Annotated in this window: 15 protein-coding genes and 2 pseudogenes; 4 read left to right on the top strand and 13 right to left on the bottom strand. The window is 71.8% G+C overall.

Features of this window, described 5'->3' with window-relative positions; translation table 11 throughout:
- Positions 1 to 7 precede the first annotated feature (7 nt).
- Entirely contained in the window at positions 8 to 562 is a 555-nt protein-coding gene (locus QM788_RS03430) for an NUDIX hydrolase (RefSeq protein ID WP_415660057.1), read from the top strand.
- On the opposite strand, the gene QM788_RS03425 is transcribed toward QM788_RS03430, so the two are convergent.
- The 4 genes from QM788_RS03425 to QM788_RS03410 all read right to left on the bottom strand — a co-directional run bounded on the left by QM788_RS03425 (position 559) and on the right by QM788_RS03410 (position 4,423).
- Positions 559 to 753 (bottom strand): hypothetical protein, encoded by a 195-nt coding sequence (locus tag QM788_RS03425; protein WP_415660056.1) that lies wholly within the window; start codon positions 751 to 753, stop codon positions 559 to 561. The genes QM788_RS03430 and QM788_RS03425 overlap by 4 nt on opposite strands.
- A gap of 11 nt (positions 754 to 764) precedes the next feature.
- Positions 765 to 2,678 (bottom strand): S9 family peptidase, encoded by a 1,914-nt coding sequence (locus QM788_RS03420; RefSeq protein ID WP_415660055.1) that lies wholly within the window; start codon positions 2,676 to 2,678, stop codon positions 765 to 767.
- A gap of 97 nt (positions 2,679 to 2,775) precedes the next feature.
- Positions 2,776 to 4,071, bottom strand: coding sequence for a guanine deaminase (gene guaD / locus QM788_RS03415; RefSeq protein WP_415660054.1), 1,296 nt, complete (start codon positions 4,069 to 4,071; stop codon positions 2,776 to 2,778).
- Positions 4,072 to 4,198: 127 nt separating this feature from the next.
- The gene (locus tag QM788_RS03410) at positions 4,199 to 4,423 is read right to left on the bottom strand and encodes an addiction module protein (protein ID WP_415660053.1); all 225 of its coding nucleotides are present in this window, start codon (positions 4,421 to 4,423) and stop codon (positions 4,199 to 4,201) included.
- A gap of 133 nt (positions 4,424 to 4,556) precedes the next feature.
- Between QM788_RS03410 and xdhA the strand changes: the two genes are divergently transcribed.
- Together xdhA and xdhB are read left to right on the top strand one after the other, a co-directional pair.
- A complete protein-coding gene (gene xdhA / locus QM788_RS03405) occupies positions 4,557 to 6,047 on the top strand; it encodes a xanthine dehydrogenase small subunit (protein WP_415660052.1) in 1,491 nt (496 codons plus the stop codon).
- A complete protein-coding gene (gene xdhB / locus QM788_RS03400; RefSeq protein WP_415660051.1) occupies positions 6,044 to 8,347 on the top strand; it encodes a xanthine dehydrogenase molybdopterin binding subunit in 2,304 nt (767 codons plus the stop codon). Before xdhA ends, xdhB begins: the two co-directional genes overlap by 4 nt.
- An 18-nt stretch (positions 8,348 to 8,365) precedes the next feature.
- Here the strand turns inward: xdhB and QM788_RS03395 are convergent, their stop codons facing one another.
- From QM788_RS03395 to QM788_RS03385, 3 genes and pseudogenes are all read right to left on the bottom strand, one after another.
- A complete protein-coding gene (locus tag QM788_RS03395; protein ID WP_415660050.1) occupies positions 8,366 to 8,686 on the bottom strand; it encodes a hypothetical protein in 321 nt (106 codons plus the stop codon).
- A gap of 186 nt (positions 8,687 to 8,872) precedes the next feature.
- Positions 8,873 to 9,297: pseudogene (locus QM788_RS03390) on the bottom strand (type II toxin-antitoxin system VapC family toxin).
- Positions 9,294 to 9,548: a FitA-like ribbon-helix-helix domain-containing protein gene (locus QM788_RS03385; protein WP_415660049.1), complete on the bottom strand. Its 255-nt coding sequence runs from the start codon at positions 9,546 to 9,548 to the stop codon at positions 9,294 to 9,296. The pseudogene QM788_RS03390 and the gene QM788_RS03385 overlap by 4 nt, the downstream one beginning before the upstream one ends.
- A gap of 311 nt (positions 9,549 to 9,859) precedes the next feature.
- Here QM788_RS03385 and QM788_RS03380 point away from each other — a divergent pair, with 311 nt between their 5' ends.
- Positions 9,860 to 10,351, top strand: coding sequence for a pilin (locus tag QM788_RS03380; RefSeq protein WP_415660048.1), 492 nt, complete (start codon positions 9,860 to 9,862; stop codon positions 10,349 to 10,351).
- A gap of 55 nt (positions 10,352 to 10,406) precedes the next feature.
- Here the strand turns inward: QM788_RS03380 and QM788_RS03375 are convergent, their stop codons facing one another.
- The 6 genes and pseudogenes from QM788_RS03375 to polA all read right to left on the bottom strand — a co-directional run bounded on the left by QM788_RS03375 (position 10,407) and on the right by polA (position 15,701).
- Positions 10,407 to 10,829 carry a type II toxin-antitoxin system VapC family toxin gene (locus tag QM788_RS03375; RefSeq protein ID WP_415660047.1) on the bottom strand — a complete coding sequence of 141 codons (423 nt, stop codon included), beginning with the start codon at positions 10,827 to 10,829 and terminating at the stop codon, positions 10,407 to 10,409.
- A 2-nt stretch (positions 10,830 to 10,831) separates the two neighbouring features.
- Positions 10,832 to 11,084: pseudogene (locus QM788_RS03370) on the bottom strand (type II toxin-antitoxin system Phd/YefM family antitoxin).
- A gap of 95 nt (positions 11,085 to 11,179) precedes the next feature.
- A complete protein-coding gene (locus QM788_RS03365) occupies positions 11,180 to 11,797 on the bottom strand; it encodes a response regulator transcription factor (RefSeq protein ID WP_415660046.1) in 618 nt (205 codons plus the stop codon).
- Positions 11,798 to 11,884: 87 nt separating this feature from the next.
- Positions 11,885 to 12,499, bottom strand: a complete 615-nt coding sequence (locus tag QM788_RS03360; RefSeq protein ID WP_415660045.1) for an AAA family ATPase — start codon at positions 12,497 to 12,499, stop codon at positions 11,885 to 11,887.
- 3 nt (positions 12,500 to 12,502) lie between these two features.
- Positions 12,503 to 12,847 carry a type II toxin-antitoxin system prevent-host-death family antitoxin gene (locus QM788_RS03355; RefSeq protein ID WP_415660044.1) on the bottom strand — a complete coding sequence of 115 codons (345 nt, stop codon included), beginning with the start codon at positions 12,845 to 12,847 and terminating at the stop codon, positions 12,503 to 12,505.
- Positions 12,848 to 12,959: 112 nt separating this feature from the next.
- Positions 12,960 to 15,701, bottom strand: coding sequence for a DNA polymerase I (gene polA / locus QM788_RS03350; protein WP_415660043.1), 2,742 nt, complete (start codon positions 15,699 to 15,701; stop codon positions 12,960 to 12,962).
- Between the last annotated feature and the right edge of the window lie 50 nt (positions 15,702 to 15,751).

The following is a 15,751-nucleotide window of genomic DNA, read 5'->3' as shown; positions in this document are numbered from 1 at the left end:
CGCCCGCATGCCCTTCCCCAGCCGTTTCAAGCATTGCCCGAACTGCGGCGCCGCCGTGGACTACCGCGTGCCACCGGACGACAACCGCGAGCGCGCGGTCTGCCCGGGCTGCGGCGCCATCCACTACCAGAACCCGCTGAACGTCGTCGGCACGCTGCCGGTGTGGGAGGCCGACGGCCGCGTGCTGCTGTGCCGCCGCGCCATCGAGCCGCGCCACGGGCTGTGGACGCTGCCGGCCGGCTTCATGGAGCTGGGCGAGACCACCGCCGGGGGCGCGCTGCGCGAGACGCAGGAGGAGGCCGGCGCCGACGTCGAGATGGGGCCGCTGTACACGCTGCTCAACGTCGTGCGGGTCGGCCAGGTCCACCTCTTCTACCGCGCCCGGCTGCGCTCGACGGCGTTCGACCCGGGGCCGGAGTCGCTGGAGGCGCGGCTGTTCCACGAGGCCGAGATCCCGTGGGACGAGATCGCGTTCAAGACGACGCGCGAGACGCTGCACCGCTTCTTCGACGACCGCCGCCGGGGCCAGGGCTTCGGCCCGCACGAGATCGACATCGCCTAACGCCCGCCGCCCAGCACCCGCGCCGGCAGCATGACGAGCGCGCGCAGCAGCCCGAACACGCCGTCGACCGCGATGCCCAGCAGCCTGAAGGGCAGCGTGACCAGCCACACCAGCGGCCACAGCACGAGGGCCAGCAAGGCCAGCGGCCAGCAGACCACGAACAGCAGGCACCAGAGCAGGAAGCCAAGCATCGCGTTCTCCTTCAGGGCTTCAGATATTTATCCAAGAACTCGACCATCCGGCGGTTGCCCTCGATCTGGTTCTTCTTCTTCGAGAAGCCGTGGCCCTCGTCGTCGAAGACGAGGTAGTCCACCGGCACGCCGTTCTTCTTCACGGCGGCGACGATGTCGTCGCTCTCGGCCTTGATGACGCGCGGGTCGTTGGCGCCCTGGATGACCATCAGCGGCTTCCTGATCTCCTTGGCGTGGAACAGCGGCGAGGTGGCCATCAGGAAGTCGCGGTCCTTCACCGGGTCGCCGATCTCCTGGTAGAGCGCCTGGCGGAAGCTCTCCCAGTAGGGCGGGATGCTCTCCAGCGTGCGGATCCAGTTGGCGACGCCGAAGATGTCGATGCCGACCTTGAAGGCTTCGGGCCGGAAGGCCAGGGCCGACAGCACCATGTAGCCGCCGTAGCTGCCGCCGACGATGCCGATGCGCTCGGGGTCGATGACGCCGGTGGCGGCGAGGAAGGTCTTGGCCTCGATGCAGTCCCACAGCGGCTCGCGGCCGTGCCTGCCGTCGTCGGCGGTGAAGAAGCTCTTGCCGTAGCCCGAGCTGCCGCGGTTGTTGATGCCCAGCACCGCATAGCCGTTGTTGGCGAAGTACTGCATCAGCGCCGAGTAGCCGCGCATGGTCTGCCCGCCCGGGCCGCCGTGCACGAAGACGACGGCCGGCACCTTGTGCGCGGGCGAGGCCTCCTTCGGCAGCATGTAGACGGACGGGATGACCAGGCCGTCGAAGCTCTTGAAGCGGGCGATGGTGGCGTCCACCAGTTCGGCCGGGTCGATGTCCTTCGACAGGCTCTGCGTCAACTGCCGCGGCGCGGCGCTGGAGCCCACGTCGGCGACGAAGAGGTTGCTCGGCGAGCGGTCGCCGTTGACGTAGAAGGCCATGCGCTTGCCGCTGGCCGAGAAGCGCACGCCGCGCACCTCGCCGCCCGGCAGCTGCGGCAGCGCGACGGGCTGGCCGTCGCGGTACAGGCGCAGCGCGATGCTGGCGTCGGCATTGATGCCGGTGACGCGGTAGCGGCCGTCCTTGGAGAAGGCGGTGTAGTCCACGTCCCAGTCGGCGCGTTCGACCTCGCGGGTCTTGCCGCTGGCCAGGTCGTAGGCGATGACGCGGGCGAACTCGCCGCCGTCGTTGCTGGTCATCAGCAGTTCGCGGCTGTCGGGCGTGAAGTCCTGCGGCGCGTACTGCGCCACGCCGGTGTGTTTCGTGACGTGCCTGATCTCGCCGCTGTCCAGGTCGGCGAGGTGCACGTCGGCGTCCGCCGTGGTGTTGACCTTGGCCAGCGCCAGCCAGCGGCCGTCGCGGCTGATCTGGGCCACCGACCAGCCGGCCTCGTTCTTGAAGACCAGCGTGCGGGCATAGGTCTTGGCGTCGTAGCGGTAGAGGTCGAAGAAGCGCGGGTCGCGCTCGTTGGTGGCGGCGTAGAACGCGCTGTCGTCGCCGCTCCAGCCGGCGAAGTGGGCCTTGAGCTTGTCGCCCGGGGTCAGGTCGCGCTCGCGGCCGTCGAGTTCGCGCACATAGAGGTGGTTCAGCTCGTTGCCGCCCTGGTCGCGGGTGTAGAGGAAGCGGTCGTCCTTGGGGAAGTAGCCGACGGCGTAGTGGCTGTCGGTCCTGGAGTTCGTCAGCTGCACCGGCTTGCCGCCGGCCACGGGCATCGCGTAGACGTTGAAGATGCCGCTCTCGTTGCTGTGGAACAGGATGCGGCTCTCGTCCGCCGAGAAGCTGGCGCCGCCGATGTTCACGGTGGCCATGAACTGCTCGATGGTGTAGCGCTTGGCCGGCCGGGGCGCGGTGGCGGCGGGCCGGTCGGCGGTGGCCGCGATGGCGGCCTCGGGCGTGGTGGACAGCAGCGCCAGCGTGGCGGCGAGGGTCAGCAGGGGTCGGCTCATGGGGGCTCCGTCGGAAGGGGTGGCCGGACTCTAGCCAGCACGGGCCCCCGGCTCCACCCCGCCTGTGACGAAGCGGCGGATCCGCGGGACAGGCGGCTCAGACCCGCCGCTGGCCGGCGACGTAGCAGGCGGCGAGGTTGCGCTCGTCGGCCAGCGTCATCCACGCGAACACGCGCTCGTGCAGCTCGCGCGCGGCCGCGTCGCGCGCCTCGGCGACGGGGCCGCGCGCCCAGTCCCACACGCAGAGGTCGGCGGCCTGGCCCGCCGACAACCCGCCGATCTCGCCGCCCAGCCGCAGCGCCTCGGCCGCGCCGCGCGTGGCCGCGTGCAGCGCCACCCAGGCCGTCAGCCGCTCGCCGCGCAGCGCCTGCACCTTGTAGGCGTCGAGCATGTTGCGCGGCAGGTTCAGCGAGGTGCCCCCGCCCACGTCGCTGGCCAGGCTGACGTTGAAGGGCGCGGCATTCGCCGAAGGCCAGTCGAACAGCCCGCTGCCCAGGAACAGGTTGCTGGACGGGCTGTGCGCCACCTGCGCGCCGCGCGCGGCCAGCAGGCGCCGGTCGGCGTCGTCCAGCCAGATGCCGTGCGCCAGCACCGCGCGCTCGTGCAGCAGGCCGGCGCGCTCGTAGACGTCCAGGTAGCTGCGCGCGTCAGGGAAGAGCCGGCGCACCCAGTCGACCTCGGCGCGGTTCTCGGCCAGGTGGGTCTGCATGTAGAGGCTGGCGTCGGCCCGGCACAGCGCGCCGGCCATGGCCAGCTGCTCGGGCGTGCTGGTGGGCGCGAAGCGGACGGTGACGGCATAGCCCAGCCGGCCGCGGCCGTGGAAGCGGGTGATCAGCTCGGCGCAGTCCCGCTCGGCCTGCACCACGTCGTCGCGCAGGCCGTCCGGCGCGTGGCGGTCCATCAGCACCTTGCCGGTGATCAGGCGCATGCCGCGCGCGGCGGCGCCTTCGAACAGCGCCTCGGCCGAGGCCTTGTGCACCGTGGCGAACACCACCGCCGCCGTCGTGCCGCTGGCCAGCAGCGCATCCAGGAACAGCTCGGCGCCGGCCCGCGCCCGCGCCGGGTCGGCGAACGCGCATTCGGCGGGGAAGGTGTAGCGCGCCAGCCAGTCCAGCAACTCGGTGCCGTAGGAGCCGATGACCTCCAGCTGCGGGCAGTGCACGTGGGTGTCGATGAAGCCGGGCAGGATGAGCTGGCCGGCATGGTCCTTGCGAGCCCAGCTACCGTCGGGCTCGGTGGCCTGGCGGCCCACGATGACCCCTTCCTCGATCAACAGCCAATGGTCCCGGTCGAACCGCACGGCGGGCGACTCGGTGTCGCCCCAGGCCGGTGCGGCGGTGAAGTCGAGCAGGTCGCCGCGCAGGGCGAGGCGGTGGGCATGTCGCATGGTCATCAACGGCGCCTGCCGAAGCCCGGATGCCGGCGTTGATGGCGCACCACCACGATCTCCAGGATCTCAGCCTTCACGCGATAGCAGGCAAGGTAGGGACACACCTTCATCGGCAAGGCATGCGGGACTTTCACGCCGGAACGCGCGCGCGCAGTTCGGCGAGCACCGTTGCCATCGGAATGGTGTCCTCAAGGCCGGCATCCACCGCCGCCTCGCGCCGATCCAGCTCGGCCTCCCAGGCGGCCTCCAGGCCCGCGTCGCCGAGGCTGGCCAGCAGGCGCTCGATCAACTGCTCGCGCTCCTGCGGCCCGAGCTGCATGGCCTGCGCCTGCACGGTTTCCAGCGTGATGTCCATGTCGATCTCCAGCGGATGAGCGGCCGAGTTTGCCGCAAAGCCGCGCCACGCCGGCGGGTGGCCGGATGAATTCTTTCTCCCCAGTAAAACTCCAATGGCCGTTCACGGTCCGCGCCGGACAATCCACGCCAGCATGAACACCCGCCCCATCCGCTTTTTCCACCGCGGCGCGGTCGTCGAGGTGGCCGGCCTGCCGCCGACCACGACGGTGCTGCAATACCTGCGCGAACACGCCGCCTGCACCGGCACCAAGGAAGGCTGCGCCGAGGGCGACTGCGGCGCCTGCACCGTCCTCCAGGGCGAGCTGGACGCCGACGGCCGGCTGCAGCTGAAGAACGTCAACGCCTGCACCCAGTTCCTGCCCACGCTGGACGGCCGCGCGCTGCTGACGGTGGAGGACGTGGGCGGCCCCGACGCGCTCCACCCCGCGCAGCAGGCCATGGTGGACTGCCACGGCTCGCAGTGCGGCTTCTGCACCCCCGGCTTCGTGATGACGCTGGCGGCCTGCTACGAGCAGCACCAGGGCGCCGGCACGCGGCCCACGCGCCAGCAGCTGGCCGACGCGCTGGCCGGCAACCTGTGCCGCTGCACCGGCTACCGGCCCATCCTGGACGCCGGCCAGCGCATGTTCGACGCACCGGCCCGCTGCCTGGACCGCCTGCCCATCGCCGCCGCGCTGCACGCGCTGGCGGCCGACCCGCCGCTGGCCTACGCCCACGCCGGCACCCGCTTCCACGCGCCGCAGAGTGTGGCGGCGCTGGCGCTGCTGCGCGAGGCCCATCCGCAGGCCACGCTGCTGGCCGGCTCGACCGACGTGGGCCTGTGGGTGAACAAACAGTTCCGCGACCTGGGCGACCTGATCTACACCGGCCGCGTCGCGGCGCTGCGCGAGATCCGCCGCGAGGGCGACGCGCTGTGGATAGGCGCCGCCGCGACGCTGGAAGACGGCTGGGCCGCGCTCGTGGCCGCCGTGCCCCGCCTGCGCGAGCTGTGGCTGCGCTTCGCGTCGCCGCCGGTGCGCCACGCGGGCACGCTGGGCGGCAACGTCGCCAACGGCTCGCCCATCGGCGACGGCCCGCCGGCCCTGATCGCGCTGGGCGCCGACGTCCTGCTGCGCCGGGGCGCCCGGCTGCGCCGCCTGAAGCTGCAGGACTTCTACCTGGACTACATGAAGAAGGACCTGCAGCCCGGCGAGTTCGTCGAGGCGCTGCACGTGCCGCTGCCGGCCGCCGACTGGCGCTTCAGCGCGCACAAGATCGCCAAGCGGCACGACAGCGACATCTCCGCCGTCTGCGCCGTGCTGGCGCTGAGGCTGGAAGACGGGCGGGACGGCGCCCGGGTGCGCGAGGCGCGCTTCGCGTTCGGCGGCATGGCCGCCACGCCCAAGCGCGCGGCCGCCGCGGAGGCCGCCGTCGTCGGCCGGCCGTGGCGCGAAGCCACGGCGCGGGCCGCGGCCGCCGCGCTGCCGCAGGACTTCCAGCCCCTGACCGACATGCGCGCCTCGAGCGCCTACCGCATGCAGGTCGCGCAGAACCTGTTCACCAAGCTGTGGCTGGAGACCGGCGGCGGCCCGGGCACCGCGCCGGTGGGCATCTGGCCTTCGCTGCAGGAGGCCGGGGCATGAAGGGCGCGGCCTCCCCCGTCGTCGGCCGCTCCACGCCGCACGAGTCCGCCCACCTGCACGTGCGCGGCGCGGCGCCCTACATCGACGACCTGCCCGAGCCCGCCGGCACGCTGCACGCGGCGCTGGGCCTGTCGCCGCTCGCGCACGGCCGGCTCACCGGCATCGACCTGGAGCGCATCCGCCGCATGCCCGGCGTCGTCGCCGTGCTGGCCGCGGCCGACATCCCGGCCGACAACAACTGCGGCCCGCTGCTGCACGACGACCCCATCCTCGCCACGGACACGCTGCGCTACGCCGGCCAGCCGGTGTTCGCCGTCATCGCCACGCACCGCGAGCTGGCGCGCCGCGCGGCGGCCCTGGCCAAGGAGGTCATCCAGGCCGAACCGCTGCCGCCGGTGCTGACCGCGCTCGACGCGCACGCCGCCGGCCAGTACGTGCTGCCGCCCATGCACCTGACGCGCGGCGAGCCGGCCGCGCACCTGGCCGCCGCGCCGCACCGCCTGCAGGGCAGCTGGCGCCTGGGCGGGCAGGAACAGTTCTACCTGGAGGGCCAGATCAGCCTGGCCGTGCCGCAGGAAGGCGGCGAGGGCCTGCTCGTCCACTGCTCCACGCAGCACCCCAGCGAGATGCAGCAGCTGGTGGCGCATGCGCTGGGCTGGCCGGCGCACCGCGTGGCCGTGCAGTGCCGGCGCATGGGCGGTGGCTTCGGCGGCAAGGAATCGCAATCGGCGCTGTTCGCCTGCGTCGCGTCCATCGCCGCGCTGAAGCTGGGTCGGCCCGTGAAGCTGCGCGTGGACCGCGACGACGACTTCCTCATCACCGGCCGCCGCCACGGCTTCGACTACCGCTGGGACGTCGGCTTCGACGACGACGGCCGCCTCCTCGCCGCCGAGATTGACCTGATCTCCAACGCCGGCCACAGCGCCGACCTGTCCGCCCCCGTGATGACCCGGGCGCTGTGCCACTTCGACAACGCCTACTGGCTGCCGCACGTGGCCATGCACGGCTACTGCGCCCGCACCAACACGCAGAGCAACACCGCCTTCCGCGGCTTCGGCGGCCCGCAGGGCGCCATCGCCATCGAGATGATCCTGGACGGCATCGCGCGCCGGCTCGGGCTGGACCCCGCCGACGTGCGCCAGCGCAACTTCTACGCGCCCGGGCGGGACGTGGCGCCCTACGGCCAGCGCGTCGAGGAACTGCACGCCCAGGCGCTGACGGCGCAGCTGCTCGCCAGCAGCCGCTACGCCGAGCGCCGCGCCGAGATCGCCACGTTCAACGCCGCGAGCCCGGTGCTGAAGAAGGGCCTGGCCTTCACGCCGGTCAAGTTCGGCATCTCCTTCAACGTCGCCCACCTGAACCAGGCCGGCGCGCTGGTCCACGTCTACACCGACGGCTCGGTGCTCGTGAACCACGGCGGCACCGAGATGGGCCAGGGGCTGAACACCAAGGTCGCCCAGGTCGTCGCCCACGAGCTGGGCCTGCCGCTGTCGGCGGTACGCTGCTCGGCCACGGACACGGCCAAGGTCGCCAACACCTCCGCCACCGCCGCGTCCACCGGCAGCGACCTGAACGGCAAGGCCGCGCAGGACGCGGCGCGCAAGATCAAGGCCCGGCTGGCGGCGTTCGCGGCGGAGCGCTTCGGCTGCGCCGCCGGCCAGGTCGCGTTCGAAGGCGGCCAGGTGGCGGGCGGCGGCCAGCGCCTGGGCTTCGCGCAGCTGGTGGCCGACGCCTACCTCCAGCGCATCCAGCTCTGGAGCGACGGCTTCTACGCCACGCCCGGCCTGCACTGGGACCGCAGCAAGCTGCAGGGCCACCCCTTCTACTACTACGCCTGGGGCGGCGCCGTCTGCGAGGCGCTGGTGGACACGCTGACCGGCGAGAGCCGCATCACCCGCGCCGACCTGCTGCACGACGTGGGCGCCAGCCTGAACCCGGCGCTGGACATCGGCCAGATCGAAGGCGGCTTCATCCAGGGCATGGGCTGGCTGACGATGGAGGAACTGGTGTGGAACGCCCGCGGCCTGCTGACCACGCACGCGCCCAGCACCTACAAGATCCCCACCGCCAACGACTGCCCGCCCGAGTTCCACACCGCGCTGTTCGGCGTCGCCAACGCCAGCGACACCATCCACCGCAGCAAGGCCGTCGGCGAGCCGCCGCTGCTGCTGGGCTTCGCCGCGCTGCTGGCCATCAAGGACGCCTGCGCCGCCTGCGGCCCGGCGCGCTGCGACCCGCCGCTGCGCGCGCCGGCCACGGCCGAGGCGGTGCTGGCGGCGGTGGCGGGCGTGCGCCGCTGACCCGCCAGGCCCCCGCGCTCAGCGCCGCGCCGCCAGCGCATTCACCTGCGCCGCCGAGACGGCGTGGCCCAGCGCGGCGGACTGGGCCAGGTACATCAGCCCGCGCGCCAGCGAGGCATCGGGCACCTGGCGGTCGATGTGCAGCCGGGCCAGCCAGTGCAACGCGTCCGGGTGGTCCTGCGCGGCGGCCCACGTCAGCCAGGGCAAGGCCAGCAGCGGGCGCTGCCGGTCGAGGAAGAACATCGCCACGTCGTTGCGCGCGCCCGCGTCACCGGCATCGGCCGCGGGCAGGCGGCCCAGCGTGCCGGCATCCAGCTCCAACGCGAACAACGGCCTCACCGACGCGAGCGTGACCCGGGTGTGTACCCCCCCCCCCCCCGGACGCCTCGGCGCGCTGCAGCAGGCCATCGGAGAGCCGCCGCCACAGGGTGCGGCGGCTGAGGCCGGTCAAGGCGATGGCGGTCTGGAGGCTGAGAGTAGGCGGCGGCGTCATGCCGGGGATTCTGGCAGTCCGGCGGCGGCGGGTCAGCCAGCCACCCAGGGGTTGATGACATCCAGGCCAGCCGCCCGGAACGGGGCCTCGTCGCGGGTGGCGACGGCGAATCCGTTGGCCAGCGCAATCGCCGCGATGCAGGCGTCGGCGGCCCCGATGCCGATGCCGGCCTGGCGCGTCTTCGCCATCAGCTCGGCGTAGGCCTTCGTGCAGCCCATGTCAAACGGCAGCACACGCCCCACGAACAACGGCAGCACGCGCTTCTCCAGGTGCTCATGCAGCGCGCGACGCGGCGCCTGCCGGCAGGCATCAGCGCCACCCCTGCCCGCAACTCCGCAGCCGCCATGGCCGACAGGTACAGCGTTTCCAGCGGCTGCGCGTCCAGCCAGTCACGAACGCGGACCTCGGGCGAGGGGCGCAACGGCTCCGAAATGACGTTCGTGTCGAGCAGGATCATTCAAGACTCGCCGCGCGGGCTGGCGCCTTGTCACGCACACGCTCGAAAACGGCGAACTCCTCCTCGGTCAAACGGCCCGCGCGGCCGATCTCGGACAGCAGCGACCCCAGCCTGACCCGCCCCTGCGGCCTCACGGCGGCCTCCAGGATGTCGCGCATCTCCGCCTCGATGCTGCGGCCATGCTGGGCGGCCCTGACGCGAATGGCGCGATGCACCTCGTCGGGCACATTCCTGACGGTGACTGAAGGCATCTTTCAAATCCCTGCTGTGATGCGGATGCCTGCATCCTATTTGAATGCCAGCAAGGGCGCGCGAGGTAGCCGCCGACAGGACGCATCGGGCCTTTCGCCTGCGGCCCGAAGGCCGCGATCAACGCCCGGCAGCCCCATCGCTGGCACGGCGCGCCCTGCGCCACCCGTGCCAAGCGCAGCCCGGCCGATGCCGCCTGCGGACCTTGGCACAGCCCTCCCCCGCGCCAAACCCCGTCAAAACCGCCCGGAAGTGCTGGCATACCCCCTGCGTTCAGGGGGTGCGCCTCCCAACCACTCACCGGAGTTTTGACATGCAACTCAAGCAACGCGCCCAACAAGGCTTCACGCTGATCGAACTGATGATCGTCGTGGCCATCATCGGCATCCTGGCGGCTGTGGCCATTCCGCAGTACAAGAACTACACGATGAAGGCCAAGCTCGGCAACGCACTGACGGCGGCCGATTCTGTCAAGACGGCCGTCGTACTGTGCATTCAGGAAAGCGGAGCCGCCACAGGTTGCTCGGGCGGCAGCAACGGCATTCCTGGGAACGCGTCGGGCGGCGTGACGAAGGAGGTGACCTCGATCACCACCTCAGATGGTGTGATCACAGCCGTACTGGCCTCCGGCATCGGTGCCGAAGCTGACGGCAAGAAAATCTGCTGGGTGCCAACCCCAGACGGCAACGCCGTGGTCTGGAATGCCGGCACGACCATCGCCGAAACCGGCACCAACTCCAATAAGGCGCTCGTCGATGCAATCACCAAGAACAACAAGGCCACGACCGCCCCAACCTGCAGCTGATCACCGCTGATTCCACGGTAAGAGGGCCTTCGGCCCTCTTTTCATTGTTGCGCCGTCACGCCCGCAGCCACGGGTTGAGCAGCGCCACCTCGGTGGGCTCGAAATCAGCCGTATTGCGGGTCACCACGGTCATCCCATGCACCAGCGCCGTCGCGGCGATCAGCGCATCGCGCTCGGCGCGCCTGTCGGGAACGTGCAGCCGGGCACAGCGCAGGGCCACGGCGGTATCGACGGGCAAGGTGCGCCGGGAGAACTCGGGCAGCACCTGCTGCTCCAGCCAGGCACGCAGCATGGCGCCCTGGGCGGCGTCCTTGCGCTCCATGGCCAGCACGCCAAGCTCCAGCTCCTGGACGGTGACGACCGACACATAGAGGTCGGCCGCATCGACGCTGGCCGCCCAGGCGACAACGCCCGGGTCGGCCTTGCCGGCGCGGATCTTCCGCAACTCGGACACCACGTTGGTGTCGAGGACGTACATCTTCAGAACTCGGCCGGCCTCAGTCCCGGCGTCAGGCGCGGCGGCTCGAACTCGATGTCGGCCACCCCGGGCATGGCCAGCGCATCCGCGATGCTGCGACTTTGCCGGGTGAGGCGCCGGTACTCCTCGATGCTCAACAGCACGTGGGCCGGCTTGCCACGATCGGTGATGAATACGGGGCCGCCCTGGGCAGCCCGCTTGGCACGGGTCACGTCCTGATTCGAGATCCCGGCTGGATAGCGTCGTCACGGTCACGAGGCAGCTCCTTGCGTTTTCAGGAATGAAGGTATGTTCCTACATTTATCAAACCCGCACAAGGCGCGGAGCGCCAGCCCACAGCAAGCAGCCCATCACTTCCCCCATTTCTGCGCCGCAATCACCGCCTGCGTGCGGGAGCTGACGCCCAGCGCGCGCAGCACGGCGGCGACGTGGTCCTTCACCGTCTCGACGCTGACGCCCAGTTCACGGGCGATCAGCTTGTTCGGCAGCCCCTGGACGAGCAGCGCCAGCACGGCCTGCTGGCGCGGCGTCAGCGGCAGGTGCTCCCAGCCCGTGGACGGCGGCGGCGGTGTCGGCTCGTCGCGCAGCGGCTTCAGCGGCGGCACGTAGGTGCCACCCGCCAGCACCAGCTGCAGCGCCTGCACCGTGGTGTCGAGGTCGGTGCGCTCGGGGATGTAGCCCAGCGCGCCAGCGCCCAGCGCCTGCAGCGCGTCCTCGGTGTCGTCGCTGCCCGAGATCACCACCGCGGGCAGCAGCAGGTAGTCGCGGTGGATCTGCTGCAGCAGCTCGAAGCCGCCCTCCACGCGCAGGTCCAGCAGCACCAGGCGGGGCGTGCCCCGGTCCAGCGCCGCGCGCGCGTCGGCCACGGTGTCCACGCCCTGCACCCGGGCCCCGGCGAAATGCTGCTCGACCAGCCCGGTCAGCGCGGCGCGCACCATCGGAAACGCAGCAACCAGCAGCACGTCCATGAGCGGCCTCCCCCTTGTGGGCTCCGATGATAGGCAGCGCATGCCGGGCGCCAGCCGGGGTTTTGCCGGAGTCCGCCCTGGTCCGCCTCAACGCAGCGCCGCCGCCAGCAGCGGCCGGGCCCAGGCGGGCACGCTGGGCAGCGGCGCATGGGCCGTGACGCGGCCGGCCTGGGTCTGCAGCAGCAGCACGGGCTGCGGCCGGCGGCCGGCGCGCGGGTCGGCCTCGAAGCTGTTGTCGTAGACGCGCAGGCTGGCCAGGTGCGGCATCAGCTTGACGAGGTTGGCGCGGCTGGCGTCGAAGCGCTCGCGCACCTTGGCCTCGGGGATGTCGTGCCCGCCGGCCGCCACGCGCGCCGCGATGCGCCGCAGGTGCAGCTCGGGCGTGGCCAGGCCGGCGTACCAGACGTGGACGTCGGCCCCGGCGCGGGCGCCGTCCAGCAGCAGCCGGGCGACGCTGCGGCCGCCCAGCGTGGTTTCGAAGGCGTAGGTCAGGCCGTCCGCCAGCGCGCGCTCCAGGCCGCGGCGGCCCAGCGTCCAGGCGAGGCCGTTGGCCTGGCTCGCGGACAGGCCGGGCTGCTGCGCGCGCAGCCGCGCGGCGATCAGGTCGGGGTTGAAGAACTCGGCGCCGCTGGCCGCGATGGCCGCGCCGCCCAGCGAGCTCTTGCCGGCGCCGTTGACGCCGGCCAGCACGTAGATGGGCAAGGCTCAGGCGGCCTTGCGGCGGGGCTTGGCGGCTTTCACGGCGGCCGCGCCGATGGCCTCGGGCGCCATCGCAAAGGCGCCGGCCAGCGCGCCGCCCTGCTGCTGCATGCGCGCCAGCAGCGCGTCGAACTCGCCGCCCAGGGCACCCAGGTCGGGCTCGGCGGCGCGCTGCAGCTCGCGGTAGCGCTCCACCGACATCAGCACGAAGGCCGGCTGGTCATGCTTGGTGATGAGCACCGCGCCATGGGCATCCACGGTGCGGCCCACCTTCTGCATGCTGGCCACGAGCTGCGTGGCCGAGACGCTGGGCAGCGGGTCGGCAAGGGCTTGATCGAGGACGACGGGCATGGCGCTCTCCGGTAATTTCCGTATTTTGCCCTTTTTCAGGGAAATGGGGCTCGCGCTTGCCGGGCGGCCGCCCATCCCGCCCGGCGCGACCGGCACGGCGGCGGCGGGACGATCAATGCGCCTCGTCCCAGTTGCCGCCCACGCCCACCTCGGCGATCAGCGGCACCTTCAGCTGCGCCACGCCGGCCATCAGCCGCGGCACCTCGGTGCGCACCCAGTCCAGCTCGGCCTCGGGCACCTCGAACACCAGTTCGTCGTGCACCTGCATGATGATGCGGCTCAGCTTGCCGGTGCGGTCCAGTTCGGCCTGCACGGCCAGCATGGCGAGCTTGATGAGGTCGGCCGCCGTGCCCTGCATGGGCGCGTTGATGGCCTGGCGCTCGGCGCCCGCGCGGCGCTGGCCGTTGCCGCCGCGGATCTCGGGCAGGTAGATGCGGCGGCCGAACAGCGTCTCCACATAGCCCTTCTCGGCGGCGCCGGCCTTGGTCTCGTCCATGTAGCGCTTCACGCCGGCGAAGCGGGTGAAGTAGCGGTCGATGTAGTCCTTGGCCGCCTTCTGCTCGATGCCCAGCGCCTGCGCGAGGCCGAAGGCGCCCATGCCGTAGATGAGGCCGAAGTTGATGGTCTTGGCATAGCGCCGCTGCTCGGCGGACACCTCGGCCAGCGGCACGCCGAAAACCTCGCTGGCGGTCGCGCGGTGCACGTCCAGGCCGTCGTGGAAGGCCTTCAGCAGGCCCGGGTCGCCGCTGATGTGGGCCATGATGCGCAGCTCGATCTGCGAGTAGTCGGCGCTGACGATGCGGCAGCCCCCGGGCGCGACGAAGGCCTCGCGCACGCGCCGGCCTTCCGGCGTGCGGATGGGGATGTTCTGCAGGTTGGGCTCGTTGCTGGAGAGTCGCCCGGTCACGGCCACGGCCTGCGCGTAGTTGGTGTGGACGCGGCCGGTGGCGGGGTTGATCTGCTGCGGCAGCTTGTCGGTGTAGGTGCTCTTGAGCTTGGCCAGGCCCCGGTATTCGAGGATGCGCGCGGGCAGCGGGTAGTCGGCGGCCAGTTCGGTCAGCACCTCCTCGTCGGTGGAGGGCGCGCCGGTGGCGGTCTTCTTGACGACGGGCAGGCCGAGCTTGTTGAAGAGGATGTCGCCGATCTGCTTCGGGCTACCGATGTTGAAGGGCTGGCCGGCGACGTCGTAGCACTGCTGTTCGAGCCGCAGCAGGCGCTGGCCGATCTCGTGGCTCTGGGCCTGCAGCCGCGCGGCGTCGATCAGCACGCCGTGGCGCTCGATGCGCGCGAGCAGCGCGGCGGTGGGCATCTCGATGTCGCGGTAGATGCGCGTCAGGCCGGCGTCGGCCTCGATCTGCGGCCACAGCACCTGGTGCAGGTGCAGGCACATCTCGCTGTCCTCGCCGGAGTAGGTGGCGGCCTGCTCCACGCCGACCTGCGCGAACGGGATCTGGTGCACGCCCTTGCCGCACAGGTCCTCGTAGCTCAGGCCCTTGCGGCCCAGGTGGCGCTCGGCCAGGGCCTCGAGGTTGTGGGTCTTGTGGGCCTCCAGCACATAGCTCTGCAGCAGCGTGTCGTGCTGCACGCCGGCCAGGCGGATACCGTGGTTCAGGAACACGTGGCGGTCGTACTTCAGGTTCTGGCCGATCTTGCGGGCCGACTCGTCCTCCAGCCAGGGCCGCAGCCGCGCCAGCACCGCGTCGAAGGGCAGCTGCTCCGGCGCGTCCGGGCCGGCGTGGCGCAGCGGCACGTAGGCGGCCTCGCCGGGCCGGTCGGCAAAGGAGATGCCGACGATCCGCGCGGCCATCGGGTCCAGCGAATCGGTCTCGGTGTCCAGCGCGCACAAGGGGGCGGCGCGCAGCCGGGCGATCCAGGCGTCCAGCTGCTCGAACGTGAGGACGGTGTCGTACCGCCGCGCCAGGTCGGCCGCCGCAGGCCCGGGGGCGTCGGGCCCGCCCGGGGCCGCGGCCTGCGGCCCGGCGGCGCCGCCGGCCAGTTCCTCCAGCCAGGCCTTGAAGCCGTTGCGCGTGTAGAACTCGGCGAGCAGCGCCTCGTCGGGTTCGCGGAAGGCCAGCGCCTGCAGCGACGGCCAGCCGGGCACGTGGCCGTCCAGCTCGCAGTCCAGCTTCACGGTGACCAGCCTGCGGCCCAGGGGCAGCCAGTCCAGCGCGGCGCGCAGGTTCTCGCCGGCCTTGCCCTTCATCGCGGGCGCCGCCTGGAGGACGCCGTCCAGCGAGCCGTGCTCCGCGATCCACTTGGCCGCCGTCTTCGGGCCCACGCCAGCCACGCCCGGCACGTTGTCCACGGCGTCGCCGGTCAGCGTCAGGTAGTCGACGATGCGCCCGGGCGGCACGCCGAACTTCTCCAGGACCCCGGCCTCGTCCAGCCGCTCGCCGCTCATGGTGTTGATCAGCTCCACGTCCGGGTTCACGAGCTGGGACAGGTCCTTGTCGCCGGTGGAGACGATCATCCGGTGGCCCTGCGCGGCGCCGACGCGGCACAGCGTGCCGATCACGTCGTCCGCCTCCACGCCCGGCACCGTCAGCGTGGGCCAGCCCAGCAGCTTCACCACCTCGTGGATGGGCTCGATCTGCGCGCGCAGCTCCGGCGGCATGGGCGAGCGCTGGGCCTTGTACTCGGGGTACCAGGCGTCGCGGAAGGTCGGGCCGGAGGCGTCGAACACGCAGACGGCGTGCGCCGCGCCCACGTCGGCCTGCAGCTTCTTCAGCATGGCCACCATGCCGCGCACCGCCCCGGTGGGCTGCCCCTGCGGGCCGCGCAGGTCGGGCATGGCATGGAAGGCGCGGTACAGGTAGCTGGAGCCGTCGACCAGCAGCAGGATGGGTTTGCTCATGGCGCCGGATTGTCCAGGAGGCCGGCGGGAGCGCCGCCTAGAATCGCCCG

Origin of the sequence: Roseateles sp. (assembly GCF_047654785.1) — a bacterium.
GTDB lineage: Bacteria > Pseudomonadota > Gammaproteobacteria > Burkholderiales > Burkholderiaceae_C > Pelomonas.
This window is presented reverse-complemented; position numbering and strand designations above follow the sequence as displayed.